This window comes from Streptomyces sp. NPDC054786 (genome assembly GCF_053611685.1).
Map to the genome: position 1 here is coordinate 1 of NZ_JBSHAW010000011.1, position 26,838 is coordinate 26,838.

The window sequence follows — 26,838 nt, forward strand, 5'->3', positions numbered from 1 at the left end:
AACTCGCCGCCGGGCCACTGCGTGCTGGCCACTTCCACCGCCTCCTGGGTTTTGTGCAGCCCCCGCTCGGGGCCGGCCCGGTCGCCGGGGCCGCCGCCGAGCAGTTCGTTGACCCACTGCTGACGGACGCCGCTTTGGCTGGCCACCCACCGGTCCCGCTCGATCTCGTAGGTGCGGCCCACCTGCTCGCAGATCTGGTCGATGTACTGCGCCGCGCGGCGCACGAGCGTGACGACCAGCGGGACCCGGTCCTCGGCAGGCAGGTCGGCGAGGACCGCGAAGCCCCGGTCGAGGAACTGGGAGTATCCGATGCGGTAGGCCCGGATGAGCGCCGACAGGGGGATGTCGCGCTGGGCCAGCATCCGGGCGTAGGCCAGGGCCGCGGTCGGGGCGTCGAGGTACTCCACGTCGATGTCCTGCTTGAGGAAGTGCACCGCGGCCACGATGTTCTCGGTGATGCTCGCCTCCAGCAGGGAGCGTGAGGCGGCATCGTGATCGAGCGCACTGATTTGAGCGCGCGTCATCCGCACGAGGTCCGCGATCAGGCCTTCACGTGCTTCCCACACGCGATCCGCCACCTGCGCGACCAGCACCTGCTCCGTCGACATGCCCGCATGCTACGGCGCCGGTGCCGCATCGGGTCTGTGCGCGGAGCACGAAAGGCCGCCGACATCTTGTGGCGCGCGGCCGTGGCCGTGGTCACACGCCGGGCCCTAGCTTCGCCTGCATCTCGTCCATCGACCACCGTTGAGGTGCAAGCCCGCATGAACCTGAGCCGCCTGCCCGCTGTGCGCCGCGAACAAGCCCCTGACGCACCGGCCATAGCCGACGACGTGTACGGCCCCCTGTCGAACGCCGCCTTCGACGACCTGGTCGATGCCTACGCCCGGCACTTCGCCGGCCGGGGCGTCCGCCGTGGGGACGTCGTTGCGGTCAAGCTCCCCAACAGAGTTGAACTTGTGGTGGCGCTGTTCGCCGCCTGGCGCCTGGGTGCCGCACTCACCCCGGTCAACCCGGCGTTGACCGCGGTGGAGACGCATTACCAACTGGACGATGCCGGCGCGAAAGTCGTCATCGTCGAGGAGCCGTCCACCGCCCTGCCCAGCTCCGTCGTCGCACTCGCCCTCGAGGAGCTGGCAGGACCGGCGCCCGCGGCCCAGCTGCCGGAGCCGCAAGTGGACCTGGAGGCCGGCGGCGAGGACCTTGCCCTGGTCATCTACACGAGCGGTACCACCGGACGTCCCAAGGGCGTTGAGCTGCTGCACCGCAACCTCGACGCGATGACCGCGGCGATGACCGAATCGATGAAGCTGAGCGAGCAGGACCACAGCCTCCTCATCCTGCCGCTGTTCCACGTCAACGGCATCGTGGTCAGCATCCTGTCGCCGCTGCGCGCCGGCGGCCGGGCCACCATCGTGCGGCGCTTCAGCGCCAAGGGATTCTTCCCGACACTGGAGAAAGCCCGCCCCACCTTCTTCTCCGGCGTCCCGGCGATATACGCGATGCTGGCGAACCTCCCGCTCCAGGTGCAGCCGGACACCTCCTCGCTCCGCTTCGTGGTCTGCGGGGCGGCGCCGATGCCCCCGCAGCTCATCCGCGTGGTGGAGCAGCGCTTCGGTGTGCAACTCATCGAGGGCTACGGCCTGTCGGAGGCGACCTGCGCGTCGACGTCCAATCCGCTCGACGGCGTCCGCAAACCCGGCACGGTCGGGCTGCCACTGCCGCACCAGACGGTGGCCATCATGGGGGAGGACGGGCAGCTGATCACTGACGGCGGCGTCGGCGAGGTCGTCATCTCCGGCCCGACGGTGATGCGCGGTTACCGCAACCGGCCTGAGGAAACCGCCCGGGCCGTCCGGGAGGGCCGGCTGTACACCGGCGACGTCGGCCGACTCGACGAGGATGGCTACCTGGTCCTCGTCGACCGGGTGAAAGACATGATCATCCGGGGCGGGGAGAACATCTACCCCAAAGAGATCGAGACCGTCCTGCACGACCACCCCGCCGTTCTCGAAGCCGCCGTCGTGGGGCGCCCCGACGAGGTGATGGGGGAGGTGCCGGTCGCCTTCGTCTCCGTCCGCGACGGCGCGGAGCTCTCCCCGGCCGAGGTCACCGGGTTCCTCGGCGCCCGGCTCGCCGCCTACAAGATCCCGGTCGATGTCGTCGTCGTCCCCGACGTCGTCAAGAACCCCGTCGGAAAGATCGACAAGCCCCTGCTGCGCCGCCAGGCGCTCGGGCCCGTCCGCTGAGCCGCGCCGCGGCTCCTTTTCGAGACACAAAGGTGTGTTCCGCATGGGATTCATGAACCCTCAGCTGCCGCCCGTCGACGCGGCAGCGTTCCGGACGCTGCCGCGTAGCGAGCGCCTGCAGGTACTCACCCGGCACTGGGTCGAGCACGGCTTCGGCAGTCCGTACGTGGTGTACCTCTTCTACCTGGTCAAGTGCCTGCTGTACGTCGGCGGAGCGGCGTGCGTGATCTCGCTGACCCCGGGCATCGGCTCGGTGACCGATCCTGCCTCGTGGTGGTCCGAGCCGATCGTCTACCAGAAGCTCATCGTCTTCACGCTTCTGTACGAGGTGCTCGGCCTGGGCTGCGGGTCCGGTCCGCTGACGTCCCGCTTCAATCCGCCGATCGGCGCCGCCCTGTACTGGCTGCGGCCGGGGACCATCCGGCTGCCGCCGTGGCCGGACCGGGTGCCGCTGACGCGGGGTCACCGCCGTACCGGTGCCGACGTACTGCTCTACGCGGCCGTTCTCGCCTCCGGAGTATGGCTGCTCGGCCGGCCGGGCGACGGCAGCGCCGTCCCGGGTTTCGGTGACGTCGGGCTGCTCGATCCGCTCGCGGCGATCCCCCTCATCGTCTCGCTGGCGATACTGGGCCTCCGGGACAAGACCATCTTCCTGGCCGCTCGCGGGGAGCAGTACTGGCTCTCGCTGCTGATCTTCTTCTTCCCGTACTCCGACATGGTCATCGGCTTCAAGCTCGTCATGCTGGCGCTGTGGTGGGGGGCTGCGACCTCCAAGCTCAACCACCACTTCCCGTTCGTGGTGGCGACGATGATGAGCAACGCACCGCTGGTCCGCTCCGGCCGCCTGAAGCGGTTCATGTACCGCGATCACCCGCGAGACCTGCGGCCCGCCCGCCTGCCGTTTCTCCTGGCTCATGCCGGCACCGCCACGGAGTACGCCGTCCCGCTCTACCTCGTCTTCCTCGGCGACGGCGGGTTCTGGACCTGGGCGGCCCTGATCTACATGGCCGTCTTCCACATCCACATCTTCTCGACCGTGCCGATGGGTGTGCCGCTGGAGTGGAACATCTTCTTCATCTTCTCGCTGTTCTCCCTCTTCGGCGCCCATGGCGAGGTCGCGGTCCAGGACCTGCAATCGCCCTGGCTGCTCGCCGTGATCCTGCCGAGCCTGCTCCTGTTGCCCTTGCTCGGCAACGTACGGCCGGACCTGGTGTCGTTCCTGCCGGCCATGCGTTACTACGCGGGCAACTGGGCGACCAGCGCGTGGGTGTTCAGGGGCCATGCCCTGCAGCGTCTGGAGGCCGGACTCACCACGGCGTGCCGGCTTCCCACCCGTCAGCTGGAAAGCCTCTACGACGCGGACACCGCCATGCTCATGGGCCAGAAGGTGCAGAGCTGGCGGTCGATGCACTCCCATGGCCGTGCACACAACGGACTCATCGACCGAGTCACCGAGGGCCAGGACGACGCGGTGGTCGTGGACGGCGAGCTCATCGCCGGCTTCGCGATCGGCTGGAACTTCGGCGAGGGCCACCTCCACAACGACCAGCTCCTCGGCGCCGTGCAGGCCAGGTGTGGCTTCGCCCCCGGGGAAGTCCGGGTGATCTGCCTGGAGAGTCAGCCGATCCACCGGCAGACTCAAGCCTATGAGGTCCATGACGCCGTCCACGGGCTGCTCGAACGCGGCCAGGTCAAGGTGCACGACATGCTGACGCGCCAGCCCTGGCCCACCGACGGCCCGAACTACCCCGTGTACGACGTGGAGTCCTTCGGCCCGCTGCGGCCCGTACCCGGTGACCTCCCGCACCCGGACACGGAGGGCCCTGACGCGGGTGTGCTGCCTCGGGGCACGGCGTCATGACGTCGGCGGTCATCGTCGGCGGCGGGCCCAACGGGCTCGCCGCCGCGGCCCTCCTGGCCAAGGCCGGGCTGCGGGTCACCCTCCTCGAGGCCGCGGACGAGGTCGGCGGTGGCACCCGCAGCCACGAGGCGCTCCTGCCCGGGCTGCTCCATGACCACTGCTCGGCCATCCATCCGATGGCGGTCACCTCCCCGGCCCTGCAATCCCTCGACCTCGCAGGGCACGGGCTGCGCTGGCGGCTTCCGGAGGTGGACTGCGTGCACCCGCTGGACGACGGGACGGCCGGGGTGCTGCTGCGCTCCGTCGAGGACACCGCCCGTATGCTCGCCGCCGACGGTGCCCGCTACCGTGCACTCGTCGGACCGTCGGTGTCCCACTGGGGCGAGCTGGCCGGTGATGTGATGCGACCCTTGCTGGGCGTCCCCGCACACCCGCTGCTCCTCGCGCGGTTCGGCCTGCCGACCGTTGCGCCCGCCACGCTCCTGGCGCGCCTGTTCCGCACACCGCAGGCCCAGGCCCTGTGGGCCGGTGTCGCAGCGCACGCCCTGCGCCCGCTGTCCCACCCGTTCAGCTCGGCGATCGGCCTCGGAATCCTGACCGCCGGCCACGCCGCCGGCTGGGCCGTCGCCGAGGGGGGCTCGCAGTCCATCGCCCGCAGCTTGGCCAAGGTGCTGCGCGAGCACGGCGGCGAAGTGCACACCGGCGTCCGCGTCACCGATGCGTCGCAGCTCCCGCCCGCCGACGTGACGCTGCTTGACCTCGCCCCTGGCCAGGTCGCCCGCATCTACGGCGACCGTCTGCCCTCGCGAGTCCGGACCGCCTACCAGCGGTTCCGCCACGGCCCCGCCGCATTCAAGGTCGATGTGGCAGTGGAAGGGGGTGTGCCGTGGACGAACGCGTACGCACGCCGGGCCGGCACCGTGCACCTGGGCGGCCCGCTGGCCGAGGTCGCGCGGGCCGAAAAGGCCGTGGCGTCCGGGCGGATGCCGGAGCGCCCCTTCGTGCTCGTCGGCCAGCAGTACCTTGCCGACCCCTCGCGGTCGGCCGGGAACGTGCATCCGGTCTGGGCCTACGCCCACGTCCCGCACGGCTACGACGGCGACGCCACCGAGGCGATCCTGAACCAGCTGGAGCGATTCGCGCCGGGCACCCGCGAACGCATCGTGGCCCTGCGTGTCACCCGGCCCGCCGACTTCGAGGCCGCCAACCCGAACTTCGTGGGCGGCGACATCCTCACCGGCGCCGAGACGATCCCCCGGCTCGTCCTTGGTGCCCGTCTCACCTTCGACCCTTACTCCACCGGCCTTGCCGGGGTGTTCCTGTGCTCGGCCGCCACCCCGCCGGGCCCTGGAGCGCACGGCATGTGCGGTGCCGGAGCGGCAAATTCCGCGTTGCGTCACCTCGGCAGCCGAAGTCCATGAAGCAAGGAACTACGACACTGCGCTGAAGGGGGATGCCCACGGCACAGGGTCAACTGCCGCTCGGGCTACGGCTGGTGGTGGGCCCTTGGGTGGTTCGGCACCGCCGGCATGCAGAGCACCGACGGCCTTGGTGCGCCGGGCCGTTGGGCGGCTGCCGGTGGTCGAGGCAGCCGCCCAACGGGGTTGGCCGGCCGGGCGCCGGGGTCGGGGTCAGCCGGGCGTGATGCGGCCACGCCAGGCACCGGTTTCGGCTCCGCGGTGCTCGATGTAGTCCTTGAAGCGCTGCATGTCGCCCTTGACGCGGCGGGCGATGGTTCCCGTCATGTCAGCGGTCTTCTCCGCCGCACCGCTGGGTTCGAATTCCATCATGAGCTCCACCCGGGTGTGCGTCGTGTCCAGGCGCTGGAAGCTGACCAGGCCCTTCTGTTGGGTGTCGCCGCTGGTGGTACGCCAGGCGATCCGATCGTCCGGCAGCTGGTCGATGATCTCGGTGTCGAACTCCCGCCGGACCCCGCCGATCTTGGTCGTCCAGTGGTTGTGCCGGTCATCGAGCTGGGTGATCCTCTCGACGCCCTCCATGAACTTCGGGAACTCCTCGAACTGCGTCCACTGGTTGTAGGCGGTGTGGACCGGGACCTCGACTTCCACCGTCTCCTTCACCGTGCTCATGACTACGCCTCCTCAGTGGTGGCTTTCGCGGGAGCAGATCCCGCGCGCGGATTTCGCGTGGTTCACGGGTGCCCGATAGCCGGCTTCTCAGACGGTGCGCACACGAGTTTTTCTCCACTGCCCGGCGGCCGCCGACGCTCCGCCCGTACGGGAAGCGGCGGACGTCGTACCCGTTCTCGCCGCCGCGGGCCCCGGTGCGCGATGACGGTGTGCACTCACGGACTTCAGCCACGCGGGGCGTCATGTCGGGAGCGGCGTGGTCCGTCTCTCAGCCTGCGTCGAGCATGGCGCTGTGGAGCCGGGGTACCGGGCCAGGACACCCACATTCCATGGAGGAGGCACCTCAACTGATGTCCCGTCGTGACACGTCCAGCGAAGACAGCACGCCAGTGCCCCACGACCTGCCGAGCCACCAGGCCGATGCCTCCAGCCCGGTCCCCGATCCGTGGGACCCCGAACTGTCGGAGGACGAAAAAAAAGAGGAGCCTGACGAGACGGTTCCTGACACCGATCAGGCCGGCACCGGGCGGACCGGCGTTCCCAAGGCCCCGGGCGTCCGCTCAGACCAGCCCGTTCCACATGAGCCGGTCGACTGATGTCGCCCGCCTGACCGGCCGCCCGGCCGGGGACCGAGGGTCCCGTCGGACAACGGCTGCCCGGCCGGGCACCAGGGGCCCGTCAGGCAACGGAAGGACTCCGCAACGGCCCGGTGTTCCTGGGGAACCAGGTGCACCGGGCCCTTGGCGTGCGGGGTACTCGTCAGCCGGAGTCGACAGCGTCAGGGGGGAGGGCGTGAACGAAGAGCGGGCGGCGCTGCGGGACCTGTGGCTCATGATGCCTGACCGGCGCGAGACGGAGCAGCGGAGGCAGGACCGAGCGGAGCACGCAACTGCCGCCGGGGGCCGCTCTGTTCGTCCTGATGCCGCGCAGTCGGGGCCGCCGGCCGGTGCTGCTGCGGGTTCATTCCGTACGTGAGGTGGCGCCGCACCACGCGGCCGGCGAGCGCGAGGACGGCGAGCCGGATAAGCGACGAACTGGGCCACCGGCCGCGGAACGACTTCACCACCGGCTTCGACGAGACCGTCCGCCGGTACCGCGAACATCGAGCCTGGTGGAAGCCTCTGTTGACAGCGGCGCGGTGCGCGCGCCCTGGCTGGTGAGCGATGCCTCGGAGCTGCTGAGCCACGACCCCGTGGCCCGGCAGCACCGGGCCACGGAGAAGTGACCGCGCTCACCCACGGCGCGCTCGACATCACCGGCACCCGGGCGGTGCGGCGGCTGATGGCCGCCCCTCGCCCCGCGGTGCCTGGTCACCCAGCGCCGGCTGCTGTACCGGACCTCCGCCTCAGCCGATGGTCGCGCCGGTCGTGGTGGCACCCGTGGTCCCACCGCCGCCACCGCCGCCGATGGTCGCGCCGGTCGTGGTGGCACCTGTGGTGCCGCCACCGCCACCGATGGTCGCGCCGGTCGACGTGGCACCCGTGGTGCCGCCGCCACCGCCGCCGATCGTGGCACCGGTCGTGGTGGCACCTGTCGTCCCGCCGCCACCGCCGCCGATCGTGGCACCGGTCGTGGTGGCACCCGTGGTCCCACCGCCACCGCCGCCGATGGTCGCGCCGGTCGAGGTGGCACCTGTCGTCCCGCCGCCCAGCCTGCAGCCCACCGGGACCAGGACGATCTTGCCCTTGACGATGCGGAACTGGCAGGCCACACCGCCACCGCCGCCGATGGTGGCACCGGTTGTGGTGGCGCCCGTGGTACCGCCGCCGCCTCCGCCGATGGTCGCGCCGGTCGTGGTGGCACCTGTCGTTCCGCCGACGCCGCCGCCGATGGTGGCACCGGTTGTGGTGGCGCCCGTGGTTCCGCCGCCGCCTCCGCCGATGGTCGCGCCGGTCGTGGTGGCGCCCGTGGTTCCGCCGCCGCCTCCGCCGCCGGTCGTGGCGCCGGTCGTGGTGGCACCTGTCGTTCCGCCGCCGCCTCCGCCGCCGGTCGTGGCGCCGGTTGTGGTGGCACCCGTGGTTTGTTCGTTACTGCTCGGCGCCGAAGCCTTCGCTGTCTGGGGCGCTGTGTCACTGCTCATCGCGGTGACCGCGCCCACCGTTCCGGTGAGTGCCACGGCCAGGAGAGACGCGCCGATCACGTGGGGAATGCGCTTCCGGATGATTGTGGCCATGATGCCTCCTCTTGAGTGGATGGGTCTTGACAGTCAGCGTGCGGGGTCGGCCATGACCGCGGTGTTGATCCGGCGTGGCCCTCGCGTGACGCGCTCAGTACCGGACGAGCATCCGCCCCCTGCTGCGGGCGGCCCGCCCCCGGCAAGCTGGCCCACTCACTCGGACCGATGCGCACTCGACCAGGCCGGCGGCGTGACGATTGCCGACCGCGCCGTGACGATCGCCAACGGTGCTGCGGCGATCGCCGACCGTGCCGAGGTCACCGGTGCCCTTCGGATCGGGGGCAGCCGGCCGACCGGGCCGCACCGGCCATCGCGCTCGTCATCGGCCTCTCCGCTGCCCGCACGCATGACAGCGAAGGGTCACGAACCGCTGGTGGAGGCACACGATCGACTGGCTGACCTCGCCGGGCGCTCATGCAGGCGAGGCCGAGCGGCCGGCACTGCTGCCGTCATACGCCGAGTGCACCGCCGGCTACGCCCCGCTGCCCGCTGCCCGCTGCCCGCAGCACGACGAACGGCGGGCGGCGGGCGGCGGGCGGCGGGCCGGGCGGAGAAGACCTCCCGGCAGCCGGCGCAGCCGCGGTGTCATGTTCCGGATCGCCGGCCCGGAAATATGGGGCATCACCGCTCGGGTAGGGCCTCCCGGCACGCGGGACCGACAGCTTGCAGTAGTCGGCCCTCTTCATACGCCAGCGCCGCTGCCAGGAGCGCCGCCTCGCGCCCGCTGAGGATCACGGTCAGGGTTCCCTCGGCAGGCATCTCGGGGGCGGGCCGCTTGCCGAGCCGACGCAAGGCCTGGGCGGCGACCGCGTCGGCCGTACCGTGCAGGGCGATCGGTGGCTGACCGGGGCGCTGCACGGTCGCGCGGATGCGTTCGGCGACGAGTTCGTAGTGGGTGCAGCCCAGGACTACGGCCGATGCCTCGCCCGGGGTGCGTTCCGCCGCGGCGGCGACCGCACGTCCGGTGGCCGCCTCGTCCGCGCACTCGACGGCGTCGGAGAGCCCCGGGCACGGCACCTCAACGACGCGCATGCCGGCCGCGAACTCCTCGATGAGACGGCGCTGATAGGGGCTGCCGGTGGTGGCGGGGGTGGCCCAGACGACGACCGGTCCGCCGCCCGCCGCGGCCGCTTTGATCGCCGGGACGGTGCCGATGACCGGCAGATCCGGTTCCAGGCGGGCGCGCAGGGCGGGCAGGGCGTGCACGGAAGCGGTGTTGCAGGCGACGATCAGCGCGTCGGGACGGTGCGCGACAGCCGCTTCTGCGACGGTGAGCGCGCGGTTCGTGAGGTCCTGTGGGGTGCGCGGTCCCCAGGGCATGCCGTCGGGATCGGAGGAGAGGACGAGATCGGCGTCGGGCTGCAGGCGGCGTACTCGGCGGCTGCCGCCAGCAGTCCGATCCCCGCGTCCATGAGCGCAATCTTCGGCCGGCCACCACGCCTCGGTGCCCTTACGGCTGCCGCGCATTCCTCGTGACGGCGCTGAAGCGCGCGCTCGGAGCGCACCCTGAACTCCTGCTCCATGCCGATCGCCTCTCGTGTGCTCATTCCTCAATGCCACCGGCGGAGAGTCTGTCCCGGTGCCGGCTTCAGCAGCATGGCCAATCTCGGGAGAGTGGTATGGCCCTTCGGCTGCGTTCCGAACAGCTCACGCGCGGCGTCCATAGCTCTTCAGCCGGCAGGCCCGCGGGCGTACGGGGATACGTCAGTGCCACACGCCGGGGGAGTCCCGGTCGGGGTGTGGCGCTGCTCAGAACAGGCTGGACGCCATCCACATGACGAGGGCGTACAGGCCCGTCCCGGTCCCGCAGATGATGGTCAGCCACACCAGCGCGCTGAGTGGCCACGGAGCCGGCACCTCGGGTTTGGGCTTCTCGACGGGGCAGCAGTTCGAGCAGTGAGGGTTGGGCATGCTTCATCGTCGTGGGTACGGGGCGAGGTGCGGTAGGCCGGGACTGGGAGAACATGCGAACGCCCCATGGCCGGCGTTCCGGTTCGGGGGAGTGGGTGGCTCTCTGCGGGCAGGTGGAGTGCGGTGCAGGCCGTGGTGGCCTCGTCGAGGGTGCCCGGGGGCATCCCCAGTTGTGCGTTCGTGGCCTCCGTTCTGGAGAAGATGCCCGCGCCCCGTACGGCGACCGACCGGCCCACAGCTGCCGAGTACGGATCTGCAGTCGCCGGAGTCCACGTCCGGTCAGCTCCTCCGGCTCCAGACTGTGTTCACCACGGCAGCCGGCCGGGCCCAGGAGACGCTGCGGTCTCCGGGCCAGGACGACCACCCCCGATCTGGGGCAGCGCCGCAGTCGTGCGCAGCCGTGTCACGCAACTGCCCGCCGGGCGGTGGCTGGTGCACCGGACGGCCAAGGCGGGTGGATTCTGATCAACAGCACTGCCATGTGAACATCGCGCGGTCGAAGCGCTGTTGGGCCAGGTCTTCGGGGCGTATGAGCCAGTAGAGGGCGCCGCAGTCGCCCCACATCATGTCGGCGTCGTTGTCACTGTCGAACTGAGCGAGCAGCACCCAGCGCAGCGCCTCCTCCTTGATGCGGGGGTCATCCCACGGCGGGCTGCCCAGGGCGCCGCGGGCGACCTCGGACTCCACCTCGTCCTGCACCGGGTGCGCGTGGCCGCCGATACGGTGCTCCGTGCCATCGAAGTGGTCCCACAGGGCCTCCTGGAACTCGTCGCCCCCCACCGGGTGGTCGTTGGGCGTCGGCCCGAACTCCCGGTACACCGATGGGTGGGTGAGGTACGGCGCCGTTGTCTCCACGCGCGCCGTCAGAGTCACCGCGGGGTACGGCTGAAGCTCCTCCGGCGTCGCCCGCTCGGCGACGGGGACGCCTGCCGGTACGTACAGCACGCGCGCGCCCGCCCAACTCCCGGGCTCGTCGGGCGCGACCACCGCGCAGCCCTCGTCCAGCTGCCCGTCGAAGTAGAAGAAGGCCAGCGTGCCCTCTGCCGGCAGGGCGATGTCGAGGGCGGCGGAGGGGAGCACGGCGCAGTCGAGTGAAGCGACGAAGGCGAGCGGGCCGTGGCCCTCCCATACGGGCCACTCCTCGGTCTCCGGCAGCTCCGGCAGGCCGCCGAGCCGACCGGCAACCGGGTCCGCACCCGTGGCCTTCTCCAGTCGGATGCCCGGCCTCAGCAGGCCGATCCACCGTTCGGCGATCTTGTCGGGAAGGTGTTGGCGGGCCAGTGCATGGAGCGGGTCAGCGGTGCTCTGTGTCATGGCAACGATGATGCACGAGGCCACTGACAACGGACCATTCACGCCTCGGCCCCACGGCTTCGGGCCGCGAGTCCAGACCCGGGCGGAGACGACGCCGCCCGCCGCAGGGGCGGACAACGAGACGGTGTGGCTCACCTGCACCGACCGAACACTCCGTCGGCCCTGGCGCTCCAGGGCCGACAGCTTGCCCGACAGCGCTGAGCGGCCTCACTGAAGTCCGGTGCGGTTCGGCCCCTTGCTCGTGAAGGGCGAGATGATGCTGCCATGTCAGACGAGCCGAAGCGCCCCCTTGGCGAACTTCGCCCAGGCGATCGCGTCCGAGCAACCATCACCAGCCACCAACCATGGGGCATCACCGCGAAACTCAACGCATACGAGCCGGTGGGCGCATCACTGGACACCATCCGCCGCGGCGGCGAGCCAGCGGTGCAGAGACTGGCCCATGACCTCCCGCCCGTGGGAACAGCCATCGAACTGGTCGTCGGCCAAGTGCGCTCGTGGCACCACGCACCATGGGTATGGGTCGACCTCACCAGCGCCTGAAGACAGCTGCAACGGGCACAACGCCGGCGTCGTCCCAGCCAACTCACGACACAGTGATACGCGATGCCGTCAGTAGGGGGCTCTGACCAGGGTCCCGAGTGCGGGGCTCGGGCGCGGGCTCGGGACGTTCCCCGGATCCACGCCTCCGGTCGTCGTCCTCACCTGGTTGGGCGTGCGGGCAACCGGTGCCGGCCAACGCCACATAGGCTTGGGGCATGGGGATCGGACTGGCGCTTGTGTACGTAGCTGTGGGTGTGGTCGTGCTCGTCGACTGTGGGGGTTTCATTCGGCGAAGGTGTGCGCGAGTACAGCGCGAGGCGGCTGACCGGCACCGCGAAATGCTGTGGCGGAACGGCCGTATGGAGACGCCGTATGTCCCGGTGGTCAACGCGCGGCCGGGCTGCCTTCGTGCCATGGGCGCTCCGCTCGTACTTCTGGGCTGTCTGTTGCTCATGTTGAAAGTGGCATAGCCGACGAGCTGTCCCCCCGTACCCCTACACCGGGCGAACGACCGCCCCTTGACGGGCTGCGCACGGCACCGGTCTCCGCGGCTCGGAGAGGGCGCGGCGGCAGGGGGAGCGGCAGTCCGGGAAGACCGTCGATACTCGTGGCGATGTGCTCCTTCTTCTCGAAGTAGCGGGCAAGGGATTCGTCGTCCTCGCGTGCGAAACGCTTGCCGTGCAAGTCGCGGTCCTCTTCATACGCCATGAAGGGGACCGCGTAGCCGCAGGTGTCACGGATGAGTTCGGCCGTCACCACGATGATGGCGCGCAGTCCGTGCGGGACCGGGTCGATGGTGGGGAAGCAGGTGAGCAGTTCTTCGAAGCGTGGGTCGTCGCGGAAGACCGGCTCGCCGTGGCCGTGTACACGGACGATGTTCGGCGGGCCCTGGAAGGCACACCACATCAGGGTGATACGGCCGTTCTCGCGCAGGTGCGCGATGGTCTCGGCATTGCTGCCGGCGAAGTCGAGGTAGGCCAGCGTCTGTTCGTCGAGTACCACGAACGACCCGGTGAGGCCCTTGGGGGAGAGGTTGACAGTGCCGTCGCCGGACAATGGCGCCGTCGCGGTGAAGAAGACGGGCTGTGCCTCGATGAAGGTGCGGAGCCTGCCGTCTATGTGTGCGTAGGTCTTTCCCATGCCTGCCATTCTCGACAGCTCGGCCACATCAATCCAGGGCGTCTCACTTTCCGGTGTGGTCAGCGCAAGCGCCCGAGGCAGAGGTGCTGTCGGGCGGTATCCGTGCCGCCGGCGGCCTTGCCCGGCACGGGGGTTGAATCTGTTGCCCGCGCTCATGGAGGGTGCCGGTGGACGGGGCGCCGAACTCGCCGGCAGCGCCGGCTTCGGCTGGTCCAAGACCGCCGCTGCATCGGCGTCGCCGCAACCTTCCTCCGGCTCAACCGTGACCCAACAGACACGCCCTAGTTCGGCTGGCCGATCGGCCGGACCACCAGCGTGTTCACGTCCACGCCGGGTGGCTGGGAGATCGCCCACACGACGGTGTCCACCAGCTGCTCGGCGGAGATCATCGCGCCCGCCGCGTCGGCGCCGCCGGGGCGGTCGTCCCAGAACGGCGTCCGCACCCGGCCCGGCGCGATCAGCGTCGTGCCGACCCCGTACCCGGTCGTCAGCATGCGGACGTTCTCCGCCAGTCCGGTCACGGCGAACTTCGTCATCGAGTACAGGTTGCCGGGCGTGTTCTTGAACCCCGCGACACTCCCGATCAGCACGATCCGGCCCTGCGATGCCTTCAGCGCCGGGAGCGCGGCCCGCACCAGCAGTGCGGGACCCAGGACGTTGGTGAGCACCATGCCCTGCCACTCCTCGGGGTCGCCGGTCTCGACGTTGCCGTTGGTCGAGTACCCGGCGTTGGCGATCGCGTAGTCCAGCCGCCCGAACACCCGCACGGTCTCCTCGACCGCCGACGACACCTGCCCCCAGTCCGCCGCATCGCCCTCGAACGTCAGCAGCCGTTCGCCCGCGCCCGCCTCCGCCGCGGCCTCGGCCAGCACGGCCAGCTTCTTCGTGCTGCGCCCGGTCGCCGCGACCCGGTGGCCGAGGCCCAGCAGGCGGCGCACGGTCTCCGCCCCGATCCCGCTCGACCCGCCGGTGAGGAAAGTGACGGGCGCTTCGGTGCTCTCGATGGACACGTTCCCGTTGGACATGGTCTCCCCGTGTGCCGGTGCGGTGCGCGCGGAAGTGCGGCGCCGTCGCTGCCCCGACGCTAGATCGTCCCGGCCCGCGCGTCCACGCCATTGCCGATCACGGACACCGGAGGCGTCTCCCGGCGCTTCACCCAACAGGAAGTGGAACGCCTGGAGCGAGCGGTGGGCACGGGCGACGACGCGCGACGACATCCACCACGCGTTCGTCGCCCTCGGCTGCGCCGTCATCTGCCGGCGACGACTTCGTACCGCACTTTGTCGGGAGTGAGGGCGGACAACGCGCCCCAGGAGACGGCCTGCTCGATGCGTGAGAACGCACTCATGGCAGTCGGCCCGCGCAGCCTCACATCCGGGATCTCAGCACGTCGACCTCACAGCCCGGCGCGGTCGGGTCGAAGCCATGCTCGACCAACCAGCGAACCCCCAGCAGGCTTCGCAAGGACGACCACGCGCGGATCACGTCGAGGTCGACGTCGGTGCCATAGCCGGCGACGACGTCGCCGAGGTGCTCCTCGTGTCCGAGCGTCAAGGTGGCGAGGTCGAACAGGGCATCACCCTGGCCCGCCTCGGACCAGTCGATGATGCCCGTGATCTCGTCGCCGTCGATGAACACGTGAGCGATCTGCAGGTCGCCGTGCGTGAACACCGGAGTCCACGGCCGGAGCGCGGCCTCAGCGACCTGGCGGTTGCGGGTGACCAGGTCGGCGGGCAGGACGCCGTTCGTCACGAGCCACGCGCACTCGCCGTCGAGATCCGCCGCCAACGCGTCGAGGCTCCGGCCGCCCCGGCCGGACCAGGGCGGCAACGGTGCGTCGTGCAACGTCCGGATGGCGGCACCCGCTGCGGCCCACGCCGCCGGGGACGCGGTCGACGGCTCGCCGAGGCGGCCGAGCGCCGTCCCCGGGACCGCGGCGATCGCGAGCACGGGCGGCTTGCGCCACAGGACCTGCGGGGTCGGGACCGGCGCCAGGGCCATCGCCTCGACCTCGACATCGATGCGCGCCTGATCGGCGTCCACCTTCATGAACACGTCGCCGACGCGCAAGGTCGCGCGCTCGGAATGGGCGACGACGACTTGGACCTCATCCATGGGCGACCAGTATCCCGGATGACCGTCCACGTCGCCGGGATTATTGCGTGCGATTGCGCGGCTGACCGCGTCCCGCCACCCGGCGTCCTCGTGCAGGACACCGACCGCTGACCAGGTCAAGCCCACCACTTTTGTCAGGAGCGCTAAGTCCTGTCTCTTCGGTCGGCGCCGGGTCCGGAGGAGGATTGCGGTGAGCCCCGCCCGGACGGCAGTTCCGGCAGCCCGGACAATGCCTGCAGTCCCTTGAGGAAACCGGCGCGGTCGGCGGCCGGCAGCTGGGTGAGCAGTCGCTCCTCGCCTTCCTGGATCGCGGCCTGCACCGCGTCCCGCAGCCGTCGGCCCTCGGCGGTGAGCGACAGCAGACGTACCCGTCGGTCCTTGGGATCCGGCTGACGGCGGATCAGCTCCCGTGCCTCCAGGTCGTCGAGGACGGCGATGATGCGGGTCTTGTCCGCCCGGATGGCCTCGGCCAGCGCCGCTTGAGTGCGGATCGGTGTCTCGTCGAGGTGCAGCAGTACCGAGTACGCCCACATCGTCAGACCGTGCGCGTCGAGGATCGGCTGCTCGGCCGCCATGAGCGCACGGCCCAGGGGCACGATCATCGCCGCCAGATCGGGACGGGTCGGCCGCCCCCTGGATGTGGTGCCGCTGTCGGCTGCGTTCTCGGCCATGGTCAAGAAAATACCCGTTGACAATTCATGTGCTCACGCAGATCGTAAACGTATGCATACGAATCTCGAAGATGCGCCCACGCCGCACGCCGACTTCGCGCGCCTCCGGCGCCTCAATGCCCGGGCGGTCCGGGACAGCGTGACCCTGATACGCCGGATGACCCCCGGCGACCTCCTCAGGCCAACCCCCTGCTCGGCGTGGACGCTGACCGATCTGCTCGCCCATATGACGGCCCAGCACAACGGGTTCGCGGCGGCAGCGCTCGGGCACGGGCGGGACCTGTCGCACTGGTCGGTCGGACCGCTCGGCGAGGACCCCGTCGCGCGATACCGCGACGCAGCCGAACGCGCCCTCGCCGCCTTCGCGACCGTAGAGAGCCCCGACCGTGAGTTCACCCTCCCCGAATTCCCCCACCCTCAGACGTTCCCCGCCGCCCGCGCGATCGGCTTCCACCTCATCGACTACCTGGTCCACAGCTGGGACGTCGCCCGCACTCTGGGCATCGCGTACGCACCCGGCCCCGAACTCCTGCAGGCCGCACTGCCGATAGCCCGCGCCGTCCCGGACGGCGACTTCCGGCTGGCCCCCGGCAGCGCCTTCCGGCCGGCGCTGGCCGCGGACCACGACACGGGCACACTGGAGAAGATCCTGACGGCTCTCGGCCGTTCGCCGGACTGGCACACCCCCCTCTCCCGCGACAACCACGCCGGTCCGGAGCGAGGGACGGCCGGCCACGACCCCACTCGCTGAGCTCCTTACGGACGCACCGGGCAGGCCTCGGTCCTGGGCTCCGGGAACGAGTCTCTTTGCGGAGTGGGGCGGTTGCGCCCTGTCCCGCCGAGGGCCGTCCGGTCGTCCCACCGCTTGCGACCCCGCTCCGAACGGGGCAGCAGCGGACGGACGAACTCCCGCTCCGTATCGCACAGTTCAGGGCGACGCATCAGCCGGCCATGATCCACCGAACAAGATCACGAGGCGAAAGCCCCTGGTAGGGAAGCTTTCCAGTGAGGCTTCGCCAGCGCTTGCCGGCCGCGTCCGGTTCGACACGAGTGGTCTTCGCCGCCCGTCGTGCCGGTGGAGAGCGGTGGTCTGCTCGAACCTCAGGCAGCCGACTCCCCGTTGGTCGGCAGCGAAACTGAGTAGAGGTGGGGAATCAGCTCCGCATACCTTCGACCGCATGGCTGACGAGGGCTTCAAGCATCCACGGCTCGCCGCGATCTATGACGCGCTCGACCCTGATCGCAGCGATCTCGACGCGTACGTCCGCATGGTGGAGGAGTTCGGGGCACATCGGGTGCTGGACATCGGCTGTGGGACAGGAGTGTTCGCCCTTCTCCTGGCTGATCGCGGGATTGAGGCCGTCGGGGTCGATCCTGCCGGGGAATCCATTGATGTGGCCCGGGGCAAGCCGGGCGGTGAACGGGTGCGCTGGATCTGTGGTGATGCGACAGCACTCCCGCCGCTGCGGGTTGACCTGGCGACCATGACGGCGAACGTTGCTCAGGCGATCGTCGATCCACGGATGTGGCAGGAAACGCTGCGAGGCGCTTACGAAGCACTGCGGCCGGGCGGGCGTCTGCTGTTCGAGACCCGGCAGCCGGCCCGGCGTGCCTGGGAAGAGTGGAACCGGGAGGAGTCCTACGGTGTGAGGGAGATCCCGGGCGTCGGCGCGGTCGAGAGCTGGGTGCAGGTGACCGAGGTGAGTTGTGCGCTGGTGACGTTCCGGTGGACCTACGTCTTCGCTGCGGACGGAAAGGTGCTGACGTCAGATTCGACGCTGCGTTTCCGTGAGCGGCAGGAGGTCGAGGCGGACCTGGTCTCGCGGGGGTATGTGGTGGACGACGTTCGTGACGCTCCTGACCGCCCGGGCCGGGAGTTCGTTTTCCTCGCACGGCGCCCGGAGGCCGGCCGGGTGTGAGGCCCCCTCCCGGCGGCGCGCCGGCGGGGACGATGTCGAGACCCTTCGGACCGAGGACGTCCAGGTCGGCCGACGCGGGCCGACCGGGACGCCATGATCAGACGAGGTCGAACCGGTCCAGGTTCATCACCTTGTCCCATGCCGCGACGAAGTCGTTCACGAACTTCTCCTTCGCGTCATCGCTCGCGTAGACCTCCGCGAGCGCGCGCAGCTCGGAGTTCGAGCCGAAGACGAGGTCGGCACGGGTGCCGGTCCACTTGACCTCGCCCGTGGCGGCGTCGCGACCCTCGAAGGTGTTCGCGTCCTCGGACGTCGCCTTCCACGTCGTGCCCAGGTCCAGCAGGTTGACGAAGAAGTCGTTGGTCAGGGACCCCGGGGTGGTGGAGAACACGCCGAGCGACGACTGCTGGTGGTTCGCACCCAGGACGCGCAGACCGCCGACGAGGGCGGTCATCTCGGGGGCGCTCAGGGTGAGCAGGTTCGCCTTGTCGAGCAGCAGGTACTCGGCCGGCAGGCGGTTGCCCTTGCCGAGGTAGTTGCGGAACCCGTCTGCGGCCGGCTCCAGCGCCTCGAAGGACTCGACGTCGGTGTGCTCCTCGGTCGCGTCGACCCGGCCGGGGGCGAAGGGCACCTGAACCTCGACGCCCGCGTCCTTGGCGGCCTTCTCCACGGCCGCCACGCCGCCGAGGACGATGAGGTCGGCCAGGGAGACCTTCTTGGCACCGGAGGCGGCGTTGAATTCCTGCCGCACACCCTCCAGCGAACGCAGCACCAGGGCCAGCTGGTCGGGATCGTTGGCCTCCCAGCCGCGCTGAGGCTCAAGGCGGATACGGGCGCCGTTGGCGCCGCCGCGCTTGTCACTGCCACGGAAGGTCGAGGCCGACGCCCACGCGGTGGTCACGAGTTGGGACACGGTCAGGCCGGAGTCGAGCAGCTTGGCCTTGAGCGCCGCGACATCGGCAGCGTCGATGGCCTCGCCCTCGGCCCCCGGCAGCGGGTCCTGCCACAGCAGGGTCTCCTGCGGGACCTCCGGCCCCAGGTACAGCGACTTCGGGCCCATGTCGCGGTGGGTCAGCTTGTACCAGGCGCGGGCGAAGGCGTCCGCGAACTCCTGCGGGTTCTCGTGGAAGCGGCGGGAGATCGGCTCGTAGACCGGGTCGAAGCGCAGCGCCAGGTCGGTGGTGAGCATCGACGGGGCGATCTTCTTCGAGGAGTCGTGGGCGTGCGGCACCGTGCCCTCGCCCGCGCCGTCCTTCGGCTTCCACTGGTGGGCGCCGGCCGGGCTCTCGGTGAGTTCCCACTCATAGCCGAAGAGGTGGTCGAAGAAGCCGTTGCTCCACTGGGTGGGTGTGCTGGTCCAGGTCACCTCCAGGCCGGAGGTGATGGCGTCGGCGCCCTTGCCGGTGCCGTAGGCGTTCTTCCAGCCCAGGCCCTGCTCCTCGAAGGTGGCGGCCTCGGGGTCGGGGCCGACGTTGTCCGCCGGGCCCGCGCCGTGGGTCTTGCCGAAGGTGTGGCCGCCGGCGATCAGCGCGACGGTCTCCTCGTCGTTCATCGCCATGCGGCGGAACGTCTCACGGATGTCGCGGGCCGCCGCGATCGGGTCCGGGCTGCCGTTCGGACCCTCCGGGTTGACGTAGATGAGGCCCATCTGGACCGCACCGAGGGGGTTCTCCAGCTCCCGGTCGCCGGTGTAGCGCCGGTCGTCGAGCCAGATGTTCTCGGGACCCCAGTAGACGTCCTCCTCCGGCTCCCAGACGTCCTCGCGGCCACCGGCGAAACCGAAGGTCTCGAAGCCCATGGATTCCAGAGCGACGTTGCCCGAGAGGACCAGCAGGTCCGCCCAGGAAAGGCTCTGGCCGTACTTCTTCTTGACCGGCCACAGCAGACGGCGGGCCTTGTCGAGGTTGGCGTTGTCCGGCCAGCTGTTCAGCGGGGCAAAACGCTGCTGGCCTGCACCGGCGCCACCGCGGCCGTCGCTGATGCGGTACGTGCCCGCGCTGTGCCACGCCATCCGGATGAGGAACGGGCCGTAGTGACCGAAGTCGGCCGGCCACCAGTCCTGTGAGGTCGTCAGCGTCTCGGCGATGTCCCGTTTCACTGCCGGAAGGTCGAGGCTCTTGAACGCGTCGGCGTAGTCGAAGTCCTCGTCCAGCGGGTTGGCCACGGCGGGGTTCTTCGCGAGGATCTTCAGGTTGAGCCGTTGCGGCCACCACTGACGGTTGTCGCCCCCCTGGGTCGGGTGGAGGGCGCGCCCATGGGCGACGGGGCAGCCGCCGCTTGCCTCCTCACTCTTCGCATCCGTGACGATCGCGTCGTGGTTGTCAGTCATGGCAATCCTTCCGAACTGTGCGGAACTCGGTGCTCAGGAACTGCGGCCGGTGGAGCAATCGGGGCACAGGCCCCAGTGGACGACCTCGGCCTCGTCGACCGAAAGCCGTGGCGGTAGGACATGGTGGTCGGGCAGAGTGCCACGCCGACCGTGCCGACCGTGCAGTGGACGTCAGCGACGACACCGCACGAGCGGCACACGATGGCGGCGATCGTCGCGAACGCGTCTCCCGGACGGGGCCGGGCTGCTGACCGGGCCGAAGCGGAACGACTCCCGCCGCGACCGCGGGAGCGGAGGGCCTCATGCACGGCATATGTGGCTTGAGGGGAGATATGGCGTACACGATCGCGCACCCCGGAGGCGACCCCTTGACGTCGAGGTGATGACCGCCCAGGCACCGACGCCGCGCGCGTGGACGATGCGCCCGCGGTGGAAGCGGGCAAGCTCCTCCAGCAGGCCCTGGTCCTGGGCCGGCACCGGGCCGCCGGGGCCCGCCTGCTCGCTGTTCCGGTTGTCCGCGACCAGGGCACCGGATTCGGTGGTGAGCGGACCCGTCTCCTGAACCGTCACGGGTTTTTCCCTGCTGTTGTCCTGTCCCTTGGCTGTCGCCGGAACCGATCCTACGATGGACTAAATCCAAGTCAATACAACAACCAGACCCGTACGGATTCATTCATCGGACGATGCACAGTTAGGCTGGTGGGCATGAGTGACCTGCTGGACCGGCTTCGCGGACGTGGCTGGCGGATGACCGCCCAGCGCCGGGTGGTCGCCGAGGTACTCGACGGCGAGCACGTCCACCTCACCGCGGACGAGGTACTCGCGCGCGCCACCGCCCGGCTGCCGGAAATCTCTCGTGCGACCGTCTACAACGCCCTCGGCGAACTCGTTTCGCTCGGCGAGGTGGTCGAGGTGGCCACCGACGGCCGCGCCAAGCGCTATGACCCGAACGCCCACCGCCCCCACCAGCACCTGGTGTGCTCGGGCTGCGATGCCATTCGTGATGTGCACCCCGGCGGCGACCCACTGGCCGATCTGCCCGCCTCCGAACGCTTCGGCTTCACCGTCTCCGAGGTCGAGGTGACCTACCGGGGCCTGTGCCCCGACTGCGCCCGCACGTGAGCCGGCCGCGGCGGGACGCCGGGATCCGTCGACTGCTCGCCGGTGGCCGCGAGTTCCAGGGCACTGCCCGTACCGCCTACCGCCTGGAGTCTCTCGCCGAAGCCAACGGCATGACCCTCTCCGGCACCCGCACCGCCTACGGCCCTCAGGAGCTCGATGAGGTGTCGCCCGGGAGACCGGCCGGAAACCCAACGGGAAACCCAACCCAACCGGAAACCCAACCGGCGCACCGCAGACGCAGCCGCCGAAGAGGCGTGGGCCATCGACCACGCCGTCACTGAGAGACCGGGAGTGGGACGACACAGCGCAGTTGAGGCATCTGCAGAGCGCTGACCTGTGCTGTCCCGCGGTTGCAGCGCGACGGCCGGCCGCCCTGCCGTGCAGTTCGGCGCCGGTGCCAGGCCGCTCGCCATCACAGGCGCCGGCACGAATGCGCTGACGTACTCACCACCACAAGGGCCGACTCCCCATGGCCAGCGGCCCGGCCCGATCCCGTACGGGCCGCCTGCAGGTCACGGCGGCCCGGCCCCCTACGGGCCGCCTGACACTGGTCCGTTCTTCCACGGTCAGCAGCTTGCGTACGCGCCTTCGCCGGTCCAGCGGTCCGGCGTCCCGATGTTCACGCCGACGGGGCCCGCGCGACGTCCGTGGCTCCGGCCGCTTGTCGCGCTCGGCGCCGTGATCGTGGTCCTGGCAGGGTTTTGGGTATTGAGCATGGTGACCAACGACGGTAAGCCCCCGGAGAGAGACGCCCGCGACGCGGTCGCCGGCGACTGTCTGGAAAACCGCGGCACACACGCGGACCCAGCCCTCTCCTCTTCACCATCGCCTGCAGTGAAACCAAAGCCGACTACAAGGTCATGTTCAGCGCCACCCGCCAAGGAAAATGCCCACCGGAATTCGACGAGTACACCGAGCGAGGCAGCCGGCTTGGCGATACCACGCTGTGTCTGACCCCAGTGCATCGCTAAGGGCTGTCCCGCAACTGCCGGGGCGGGTTTCGCCTTCGGGAACAGTCACCCGCCACGGGAAAATCTCCGCGGTCGGTCAGTTGCGGTGTGGCTGCGAGTGATCGCTCATGGCTCGGTAGCTTGGCCGCGTCGGGTGGCGAGCGAGCCGGAACGGCGCTGACGGTTCGGGGGTCAGTGGCGTCCTGCTCGGGTCAGGGCGTCCTGGGCCTGGGTGGCCATGGCGGAGACCAGGTCCTCCGCAGAGGGCAGGTCGGCGATGAGGTCGACGGCCTCGCCCGCCCAGACCGGCAGCGGCGGCACGGTGCCTCGTGCCACGTCGTCCTGGTACGCCTGACGGGCCTGGGGGTCGGCGGCGAGCTCGGTCTCCCGGCCGCGCCAGCGGTCGAGGTACGGGTGGCCGAGTGTGCGAGCGGGGTACTTCGACGGCCATCGGGAGCCGCGCGCGATGTCCAGCACCGTGCTGCGCTCGGTGTCCTGCCCCCGCCCCTCGAGAATCGCCTTGGTGATCGAGGGACCGACCTGGGCCTCGGTGGTGGCCTGGAAGCGGGTGCCGATGAGCGCTCCGGCAGCGCCCAGCACGAGAGCCGCCGCCACTCCGCGTCCATCGGCGATCCCGCCCGCTGCCAGCACCGGCACCGGAGCTACGAGATCCACCACCGCGGGCACGAACGGCATAGTGGACCGCCCGCGCACGGCTCCGTGCCCACCGCTCTCGGTTCCCTGCGCCACGATCACATCGGCGCCCAGGTCCACGGCCTGCTTGGCCTCCTCCAGATCGGTGACTTGGAGGATCAACAGAGCCCCTGCCCGGCGGACATGCTCCGTATATGGGCTCGGATCGCCGAAGGACAGCATCACGGCGCTGGGGCCGTAGCTCAACGCCAGCTCCACCGCGGCGAGATCGATCCCCCAGGTCAGGAATCCGACACCCCACGGTCCTTCAGTACTCGCGACGATCGGCACCTCACGTGCCAGCCACTCCGGATCCCCGTACGCGCCGCCCAGGATCCCGAACCCTCCACCGCGGGAGACAGCTGCGGCCAGCGCCCCACCGGCCGACCCACCCATGGGCGCGAGCGCGATCGGGTACCGCACGCCGAGCATCTCCGTGAACGCCGTCGACCACGTCATGCTCGCATCATGCCGTTTTCTTCGACCAGCAGGATCACAAACGCAGCAACTGGCCTCCGCGGCAGCTCGAAGTTCGGGAGTCAGCCGCCGCACCACGCGTAGCTCAAGAACGTGGTCCTGAAGTCCGCCAGCCTTGCGCCGTAGATGGAGAGGGATCGTTCGCACGCCCGAGCAAGGGCGACACTTCAAGCGGTCTGGTGCCCTCGACGACATGTGGCGCGGTCAGCGGCGAGCGGCCAGGGGCCTTGGTGAGACGCGACGGCAGATGGCACGCTCATGCGGTGACAGGTGTGGTCACGGCATCGGAGCCCATGTTTCGCACACAGGTGCCGGGCGGCGGCGGGATCATGGGGGACGACGTGCCCGAATCCGTCGGGCCGCGGCGGGCCGCCTTGCGAGACAGGTCCCCGACGAGCTCGATCCGCCTGCCCGGACAGTGACCTACAAGAGCCTGGCATTTGCTGGCCTGGTCAGGCTGATGTGAGTCACCTGGCAAGGACACCGTGAGTGCGGTTCGCTATGAGGATGCCGTGCTGGTCGCGGTCGTCAACGCGTGGCCGTGACCAGTGCGAGACACGGCTTAGACCAGCCACTTCCCGTCGCGCATCAGAGTCCTTGCGGCCATCTCGGGAACTGTTCCCCATGCTTGCAGCACCTGCGGGGTGACCTGGAAAAAGACGTACGACGGGTGGTCCTCGCGAGGGTCCCAGCCATCCTTGGCGGCGAAGGCGTCGCCCACCTCTGCCGGAAGCTCCTCGCGGGGCACCATGCGCGCGGTGCCGTGGATAAGGACCACATCCCGGGTATGGCCGAAGCAGAGCCGGGCTCGCCCTGAGGCACACAGATTGCGCCCGGTCGGGTTGGTATCGCGGGTGGACAGCCACACCACATCGCCATCCCACCAGAAGGCAAGCGGAACGAGGCACGGTTCGCCGGTGGCGTCGGCCGTGGCGACCCAGACGTCGTTGTCCCGCACGAGCCGTTCCAGCGCCTCGTGCTTGCGCTGCTCCGGGCTGCGGGGTCCGCAGGGATGAGAGTCAACTGTCGTCATGTGGGGAGGCTATGGCGTGCAGCGCTCAGTCGCATCCGGCGGCGGAACTAGGCCGTAAGGCGGAGGACCGTCCGAGCGGAAGAGCCGCCCGACAGTCGACGTGGACGCGCTGCGCACTGGCTCTTGTGGTGTCCGGGCCGTTCGCGGCTCGTCAGTGCGGTTCCGCGGAAGGGGCGTTACAGCGCAGACGCCGGGAAGGTGCCGGTGGCGGTCGGCGGGGGGGCGGGCAGGGCGTCCACGGTCCGTGCGAACACTGGCAGTTGGCACGTTGCGCCGTGCACCTCAAATCTCACTCGGATCACTCCACGCTCGCCCTGCGTTGCGTACGCTCGAACTACCGAACGCTACGAACGGAGGACCGATGAAAACCACACTCAGCCGTCTGGCCTCCCGCACCGCATCATTCCTGCTGCGCGGACGTCGGCCCCGGTACGACCACGCTGAATCCCACCGAGCCGCCCGGCCCGACCAATACGCAGGCGTCATCAACCACTACCGGCCCAATACCCCCAAAGCGGGCGGGCTCCTGTGACCACACGCCCGCAGTAGCGTTCAGGGCGCCACCCATCTGTGAGCCTCCCGCAGCTGCGCTGTCGGCATACCGTGAATCTGGGCCGTCCCTGCCCGCCCCGACGCCTGCGTCAGAGAATCGGCACGGCGCCGGTGCCAGTGGCGGATGCCCGGGGGCGGGCCGGCACCGAGTCCGGGGTCACGCTGGGAAACTTCTCCCGGCGCAGCAAGACCTCGTTCACGGCGGAGAGCTATCTGCCAGGGCAGGAGCGCCCGCAGCTGTTTCGGGCGACCTGTGAAAGAGGGCCTTGTCCCGACAGGGGTGTTTGAGAAGTGGGCGGTTGGCCGGCACTTGGGACTTCGTCGTGCTGACCTGGGGCAGCCCTGACAAGATGACTCAATGTTCGATTTCGGCATCGACGGATACCAGCCGGTGTGGTTGCACGGCCGTGGAGAGGTTGTGCGGGAGCACGGGCACCGCCTGCGTGGCCTTGCCGGCCGCACTCTCACAAGAGTCTGGTTGCTCTGGGACTTGAAGGATGACGAGTGGTTCTGTGACTGTCCCGTGCTGTTCGACTTCGATGGCGAGCAGGTCGAGGTCAACCATCACAAGTTCGACGATCTCTCCCTTACGTGGAACACGATCGACATCGGTCGTCCGGTCCGGTGGTCAGGCTTCGACCTGCAATGGCGCCCTGAGCCTCTTCCCGAGCTGGGTGCTCTGCGGGGCATGTCCCTCAAGGGGGTCGAACTGCTCGAGTGGACCGGCCGGGATGTGGCTCAAGGGAACGTTGACGTGAGCTTCGTCTTCGAGGCGAACCGGGCAACCGTCTTCAATGCCCTCGATGAGAACGGGCTGAGCTTCGGTCCTCCTGGTCCGCGTCAGCGGGCCTACGCACTCGACTGAGTCACTCGGAGTTCAGGCATACCGCCGGTTCGGGATGGTTTCGCGTGTGACCCTGCGGCTGATGAGATCGATCACCGCCAGGTTGGTCTTGGCTTCGGAGCGGTGGGGTGGGGGACTCGTCGTCACGGGCAAAGCCAAGTCACCGAGACAAACGATGAGTTGAGGGCCGGGGATGTCGTATGGACGTCGATGCCGCCGTGTTCGATGTTTTCGGGACGATGACCGACTGGCGCTCCAGCGTGGCCGACGAGCTGGCCGATATCGGCGGCCGGGCCGGACTGGATGCTGACTGGCCCACTGTCACCGACGCCGCTACCGCCCGGTGCTGGAGCGCGTCTTGGGCGGAGAGCTGCCTGGGCGGCCCCTGGACGATATGCACCGGCTCACGCTCGATGACGTCCTGGCCGAGCACGGGCTCGACGACCTCGGCGATGCCGAACGGGACACGCTCGTGCAGGCCTGGCACCGTCCGCGCCCCTGGCCCGACGCCGCCAGGCTGCCCGCCTGACGCGCAGGGCGTCACTGAGCAGCGGGTGCAGTACATCGCTGCCGAAGGCTTGCAGGAGATCTGCTTCAAAGACCGTGACCGCCGCGCCGATGGGCGCCTGGTGGAGTTCACCGGCATCGTCTTCGTCGAACTCGGCTGCTGGACCGTCCAGTCATGTGAGGGTCTGGGTCCGTCATGGTCCGGATGCTCGTACGCGTCGCCGTGGGGCGGGCGATATGCGGACTCACCCAACGACGCTGCACCTGAGCCCGGGGTGCGAAGCACCTTGAGGGCCAGGACCGGGCGGACGGAAGCCGGTGGGACCGCTGCTGCATCTCATG

The 26,838-nt window shown here is 69.8% G+C and carries 24 protein-coding genes and 1 pseudogene; 11 read left to right on the forward strand and 14 right to left on the reverse strand.

Annotated features, from left to right (window positions below):
- A partial coding sequence (locus tag ACWGI6_RS11485; protein WP_453267296.1) for a hypothetical protein occupies positions 1-608 on the reverse strand: 608 nt, incomplete at its 3' end.
- A gap of 156 nt (positions 609-764) precedes the next feature.
- On the opposite strand from ACWGI6_RS11485, the gene ACWGI6_RS11490 reads away from it, so the two are divergent.
- Genes ACWGI6_RS11490 through ACWGI6_RS11500 form a run of 3 tightly spaced genes read left to right on the forward strand, consistent with a single transcriptional unit; the run spans position 765 to position 5,531 of the window.
- Positions 765-2,249: a class I adenylate-forming enzyme family protein gene (locus ACWGI6_RS11490; RefSeq protein WP_453267297.1), complete on the forward strand. Its 1,485-nt coding sequence runs from the start codon at positions 765-767 to the stop codon at positions 2,247-2,249.
- A 43-nt stretch (positions 2,250-2,292) separates the two neighbouring features.
- Positions 2,293-4,110 carry a DUF3556 domain-containing protein gene (locus ACWGI6_RS11495; protein WP_453267298.1) on the forward strand — a complete coding sequence of 606 codons (1,818 nt, stop codon included), beginning with the start codon at positions 2,293-2,295 and terminating at the stop codon, positions 4,108-4,110.
- Positions 4,107-5,531, forward strand: coding sequence for a phytoene desaturase family protein (locus ACWGI6_RS11500; protein ID WP_453267299.1), 1,425 nt, complete (start codon positions 4,107-4,109; stop codon positions 5,529-5,531). The genes ACWGI6_RS11495 and ACWGI6_RS11500 overlap by 4 nt, the downstream gene beginning before the upstream one ends.
- A 210-nt stretch (positions 5,532-5,741) precedes the next feature.
- Here ACWGI6_RS11500 and ACWGI6_RS11505 read toward each other — a convergent pair whose 3' ends face one another.
- Positions 5,742-6,200, reverse strand: a complete 459-nt coding sequence (locus ACWGI6_RS11505; RefSeq protein WP_453267300.1) for an SRPBCC family protein — start codon at positions 6,198-6,200, stop codon at positions 5,742-5,744.
- Positions 6,201-6,529: 329 nt separating this feature from the next.
- On the opposite strand from ACWGI6_RS11505, the gene ACWGI6_RS11510 reads away from it, so the two are divergent.
- Positions 6,530-6,796 (forward strand): hypothetical protein, encoded by a 267-nt coding sequence (locus tag ACWGI6_RS11510; RefSeq protein ID WP_453267301.1) that lies wholly within the window; start codon positions 6,530-6,532, stop codon positions 6,794-6,796.
- A 749-nt stretch (positions 6,797-7,545) separates the two neighbouring features.
- Here the strand turns inward: ACWGI6_RS11510 and ACWGI6_RS11515 are convergent.
- The 4 genes and pseudogenes from ACWGI6_RS11515 to ACWGI6_RS11530 all read right to left on the reverse strand — a co-directional run bounded on the left by ACWGI6_RS11515 (position 7,546) and on the right by ACWGI6_RS11530 (position 11,601).
- Positions 7,546-8,373, reverse strand: coding sequence for a hypothetical protein (locus tag ACWGI6_RS11515; RefSeq protein ID WP_453267302.1), 828 nt, complete (start codon positions 8,371-8,373; stop codon positions 7,546-7,548).
- Positions 8,374-8,997: 624 nt separating this feature from the next.
- A pseudogene (locus ACWGI6_RS11520) lies at positions 8,998-9,788 on the reverse strand (glutamate racemase).
- 337 nt (positions 9,789-10,125) lie between these two features.
- On the reverse strand, positions 10,126-10,287 hold the full coding sequence (locus ACWGI6_RS11525; protein ID WP_453267303.1) for a hypothetical protein: 162 nt from the start codon (positions 10,285-10,287) through the stop codon (positions 10,126-10,128).
- 465 nt (positions 10,288-10,752) lie between these two features.
- On the reverse strand, positions 10,753-11,601 hold the full coding sequence (locus ACWGI6_RS11530; RefSeq protein ID WP_453267304.1) for a YwqG family protein: 849 nt from the start codon (positions 11,599-11,601) through the stop codon (positions 10,753-10,755).
- A gap of 264 nt (positions 11,602-11,865) precedes the next feature.
- Between ACWGI6_RS11530 and ACWGI6_RS11535 the strand changes: the two genes are divergently transcribed.
- Positions 11,866-12,144, forward strand: a complete 279-nt coding sequence (locus ACWGI6_RS11535) for a hypothetical protein (protein WP_453267305.1) — start codon at positions 11,866-11,868, stop codon at positions 12,142-12,144.
- 450 nt (positions 12,145-12,594) lie between these two features.
- On the opposite strand, the gene ACWGI6_RS11540 is transcribed toward ACWGI6_RS11535, so the two are convergent.
- From ACWGI6_RS11540 to ACWGI6_RS11555, 4 genes are all read right to left on the reverse strand, one after another.
- Complete coding sequence (locus ACWGI6_RS11540; protein ID WP_453267306.1) at positions 12,595-13,284, reverse strand: pyridoxamine 5'-phosphate oxidase family protein; 690 nt, start codon at positions 13,282-13,284, stop codon at positions 12,595-12,597.
- Between the two features lie 281 nt (positions 13,285-13,565).
- Positions 13,566-14,309 carry an SDR family oxidoreductase gene (locus tag ACWGI6_RS11545; RefSeq protein WP_453267307.1) on the reverse strand — a complete coding sequence of 248 codons (744 nt, stop codon included), beginning with the start codon at positions 14,307-14,309 and terminating at the stop codon, positions 13,566-13,568.
- 343 nt (positions 14,310-14,652) lie between these two features.
- The gene (locus ACWGI6_RS11550) at positions 14,653-15,399 is read right to left on the reverse strand and encodes an aminoglycoside phosphotransferase family protein (protein WP_453267414.1); all 747 of its coding nucleotides are present in this window, start codon (positions 15,397-15,399) and stop codon (positions 14,653-14,655) included.
- Positions 15,400-15,542: 143 nt separating this feature from the next.
- Positions 15,543-16,070: a MarR family winged helix-turn-helix transcriptional regulator gene (locus tag ACWGI6_RS11555; protein ID WP_453267308.1), complete on the reverse strand. Its 528-nt coding sequence runs from the start codon at positions 16,068-16,070 to the stop codon at positions 15,543-15,545.
- A 52-nt stretch (positions 16,071-16,122) separates the two neighbouring features.
- Between ACWGI6_RS11555 and ACWGI6_RS11560 the strand changes: the two genes are divergently transcribed.
- Positions 16,123-16,821, forward strand: a complete 699-nt coding sequence (locus tag ACWGI6_RS11560; protein WP_453267309.1) for a TIGR03086 family metal-binding protein — start codon at positions 16,123-16,125, stop codon at positions 16,819-16,821.
- Between the two features lie 427 nt (positions 16,822-17,248).
- Positions 17,249-17,989, forward strand: a complete 741-nt coding sequence (locus ACWGI6_RS11565; RefSeq protein WP_453267310.1) for a class I SAM-dependent methyltransferase — start codon at positions 17,249-17,251, stop codon at positions 17,987-17,989.
- A gap of 97 nt (positions 17,990-18,086) precedes the next feature.
- On the opposite strand, the gene katG is transcribed toward ACWGI6_RS11565, so the two are convergent.
- Positions 18,087-20,318, reverse strand: a complete 2,232-nt coding sequence (gene katG / locus ACWGI6_RS11570; RefSeq protein WP_453267311.1) for a catalase/peroxidase HPI — start codon at positions 20,316-20,318, stop codon at positions 18,087-18,089.
- Between the two features lie 300 nt (positions 20,319-20,618).
- The gene (locus ACWGI6_RS11575; protein WP_453267312.1) at positions 20,619-20,888 is read right to left on the reverse strand and encodes a catalase; all 270 of its coding nucleotides are present in this window, start codon (positions 20,886-20,888) and stop codon (positions 20,619-20,621) included.
- A 135-nt stretch (positions 20,889-21,023) separates the two neighbouring features.
- Here ACWGI6_RS11575 and ACWGI6_RS11580 point away from each other — a divergent pair, with 135 nt between their 5' ends.
- Together ACWGI6_RS11580 and ACWGI6_RS11585 are read left to right on the forward strand one after the other, a co-directional pair.
- Positions 21,024-21,440 (forward strand): Fur family transcriptional regulator, encoded by a 417-nt coding sequence (locus ACWGI6_RS11580; RefSeq protein WP_393910458.1) that lies wholly within the window; start codon positions 21,024-21,026, stop codon positions 21,438-21,440.
- An 824-nt stretch (positions 21,441-22,264) separates the two neighbouring features.
- Positions 22,265-22,411 carry an LppU/SCO3897 family protein gene (locus tag ACWGI6_RS11585; RefSeq protein ID WP_453267415.1) on the forward strand — a complete coding sequence of 49 codons (147 nt, stop codon included), beginning with the start codon at positions 22,265-22,267 and terminating at the stop codon, positions 22,409-22,411.
- Between the two features lie 171 nt (positions 22,412-22,582).
- Here the strand turns inward: ACWGI6_RS11585 and ACWGI6_RS11590 are convergent, their stop codons facing one another.
- The gene (locus tag ACWGI6_RS11590; protein ID WP_453267313.1) at positions 22,583-23,542 is read right to left on the reverse strand and encodes an NAD(P)H-dependent flavin oxidoreductase; all 960 of its coding nucleotides are present in this window, start codon (positions 23,540-23,542) and stop codon (positions 22,583-22,585) included.
- Between the two features lie 580 nt (positions 23,543-24,122).
- The gene (locus tag ACWGI6_RS11595; RefSeq protein ID WP_453267314.1) at positions 24,123-24,593 is read right to left on the reverse strand and encodes a pyridoxamine 5'-phosphate oxidase family protein; all 471 of its coding nucleotides are present in this window, start codon (positions 24,591-24,593) and stop codon (positions 24,123-24,125) included.
- Between the two features lie 910 nt (positions 24,594-25,503).
- Between ACWGI6_RS11595 and ACWGI6_RS11600 the strand changes: the two genes are divergently transcribed.
- Positions 25,504-26,010 carry a hypothetical protein gene (locus tag ACWGI6_RS11600; protein WP_453267315.1) on the forward strand — a complete coding sequence of 169 codons (507 nt, stop codon included), beginning with the start codon at positions 25,504-25,506 and terminating at the stop codon, positions 26,008-26,010.
- A 337-nt stretch (positions 26,011-26,347) separates the two neighbouring features.
- Positions 26,348-26,518: a hypothetical protein gene (locus ACWGI6_RS11605; protein WP_453267316.1), complete on the forward strand. Its 171-nt coding sequence runs from the start codon at positions 26,348-26,350 to the stop codon at positions 26,516-26,518.
- The last annotated feature ends 320 nt before the right edge of the window (positions 26,519-26,838 follow it).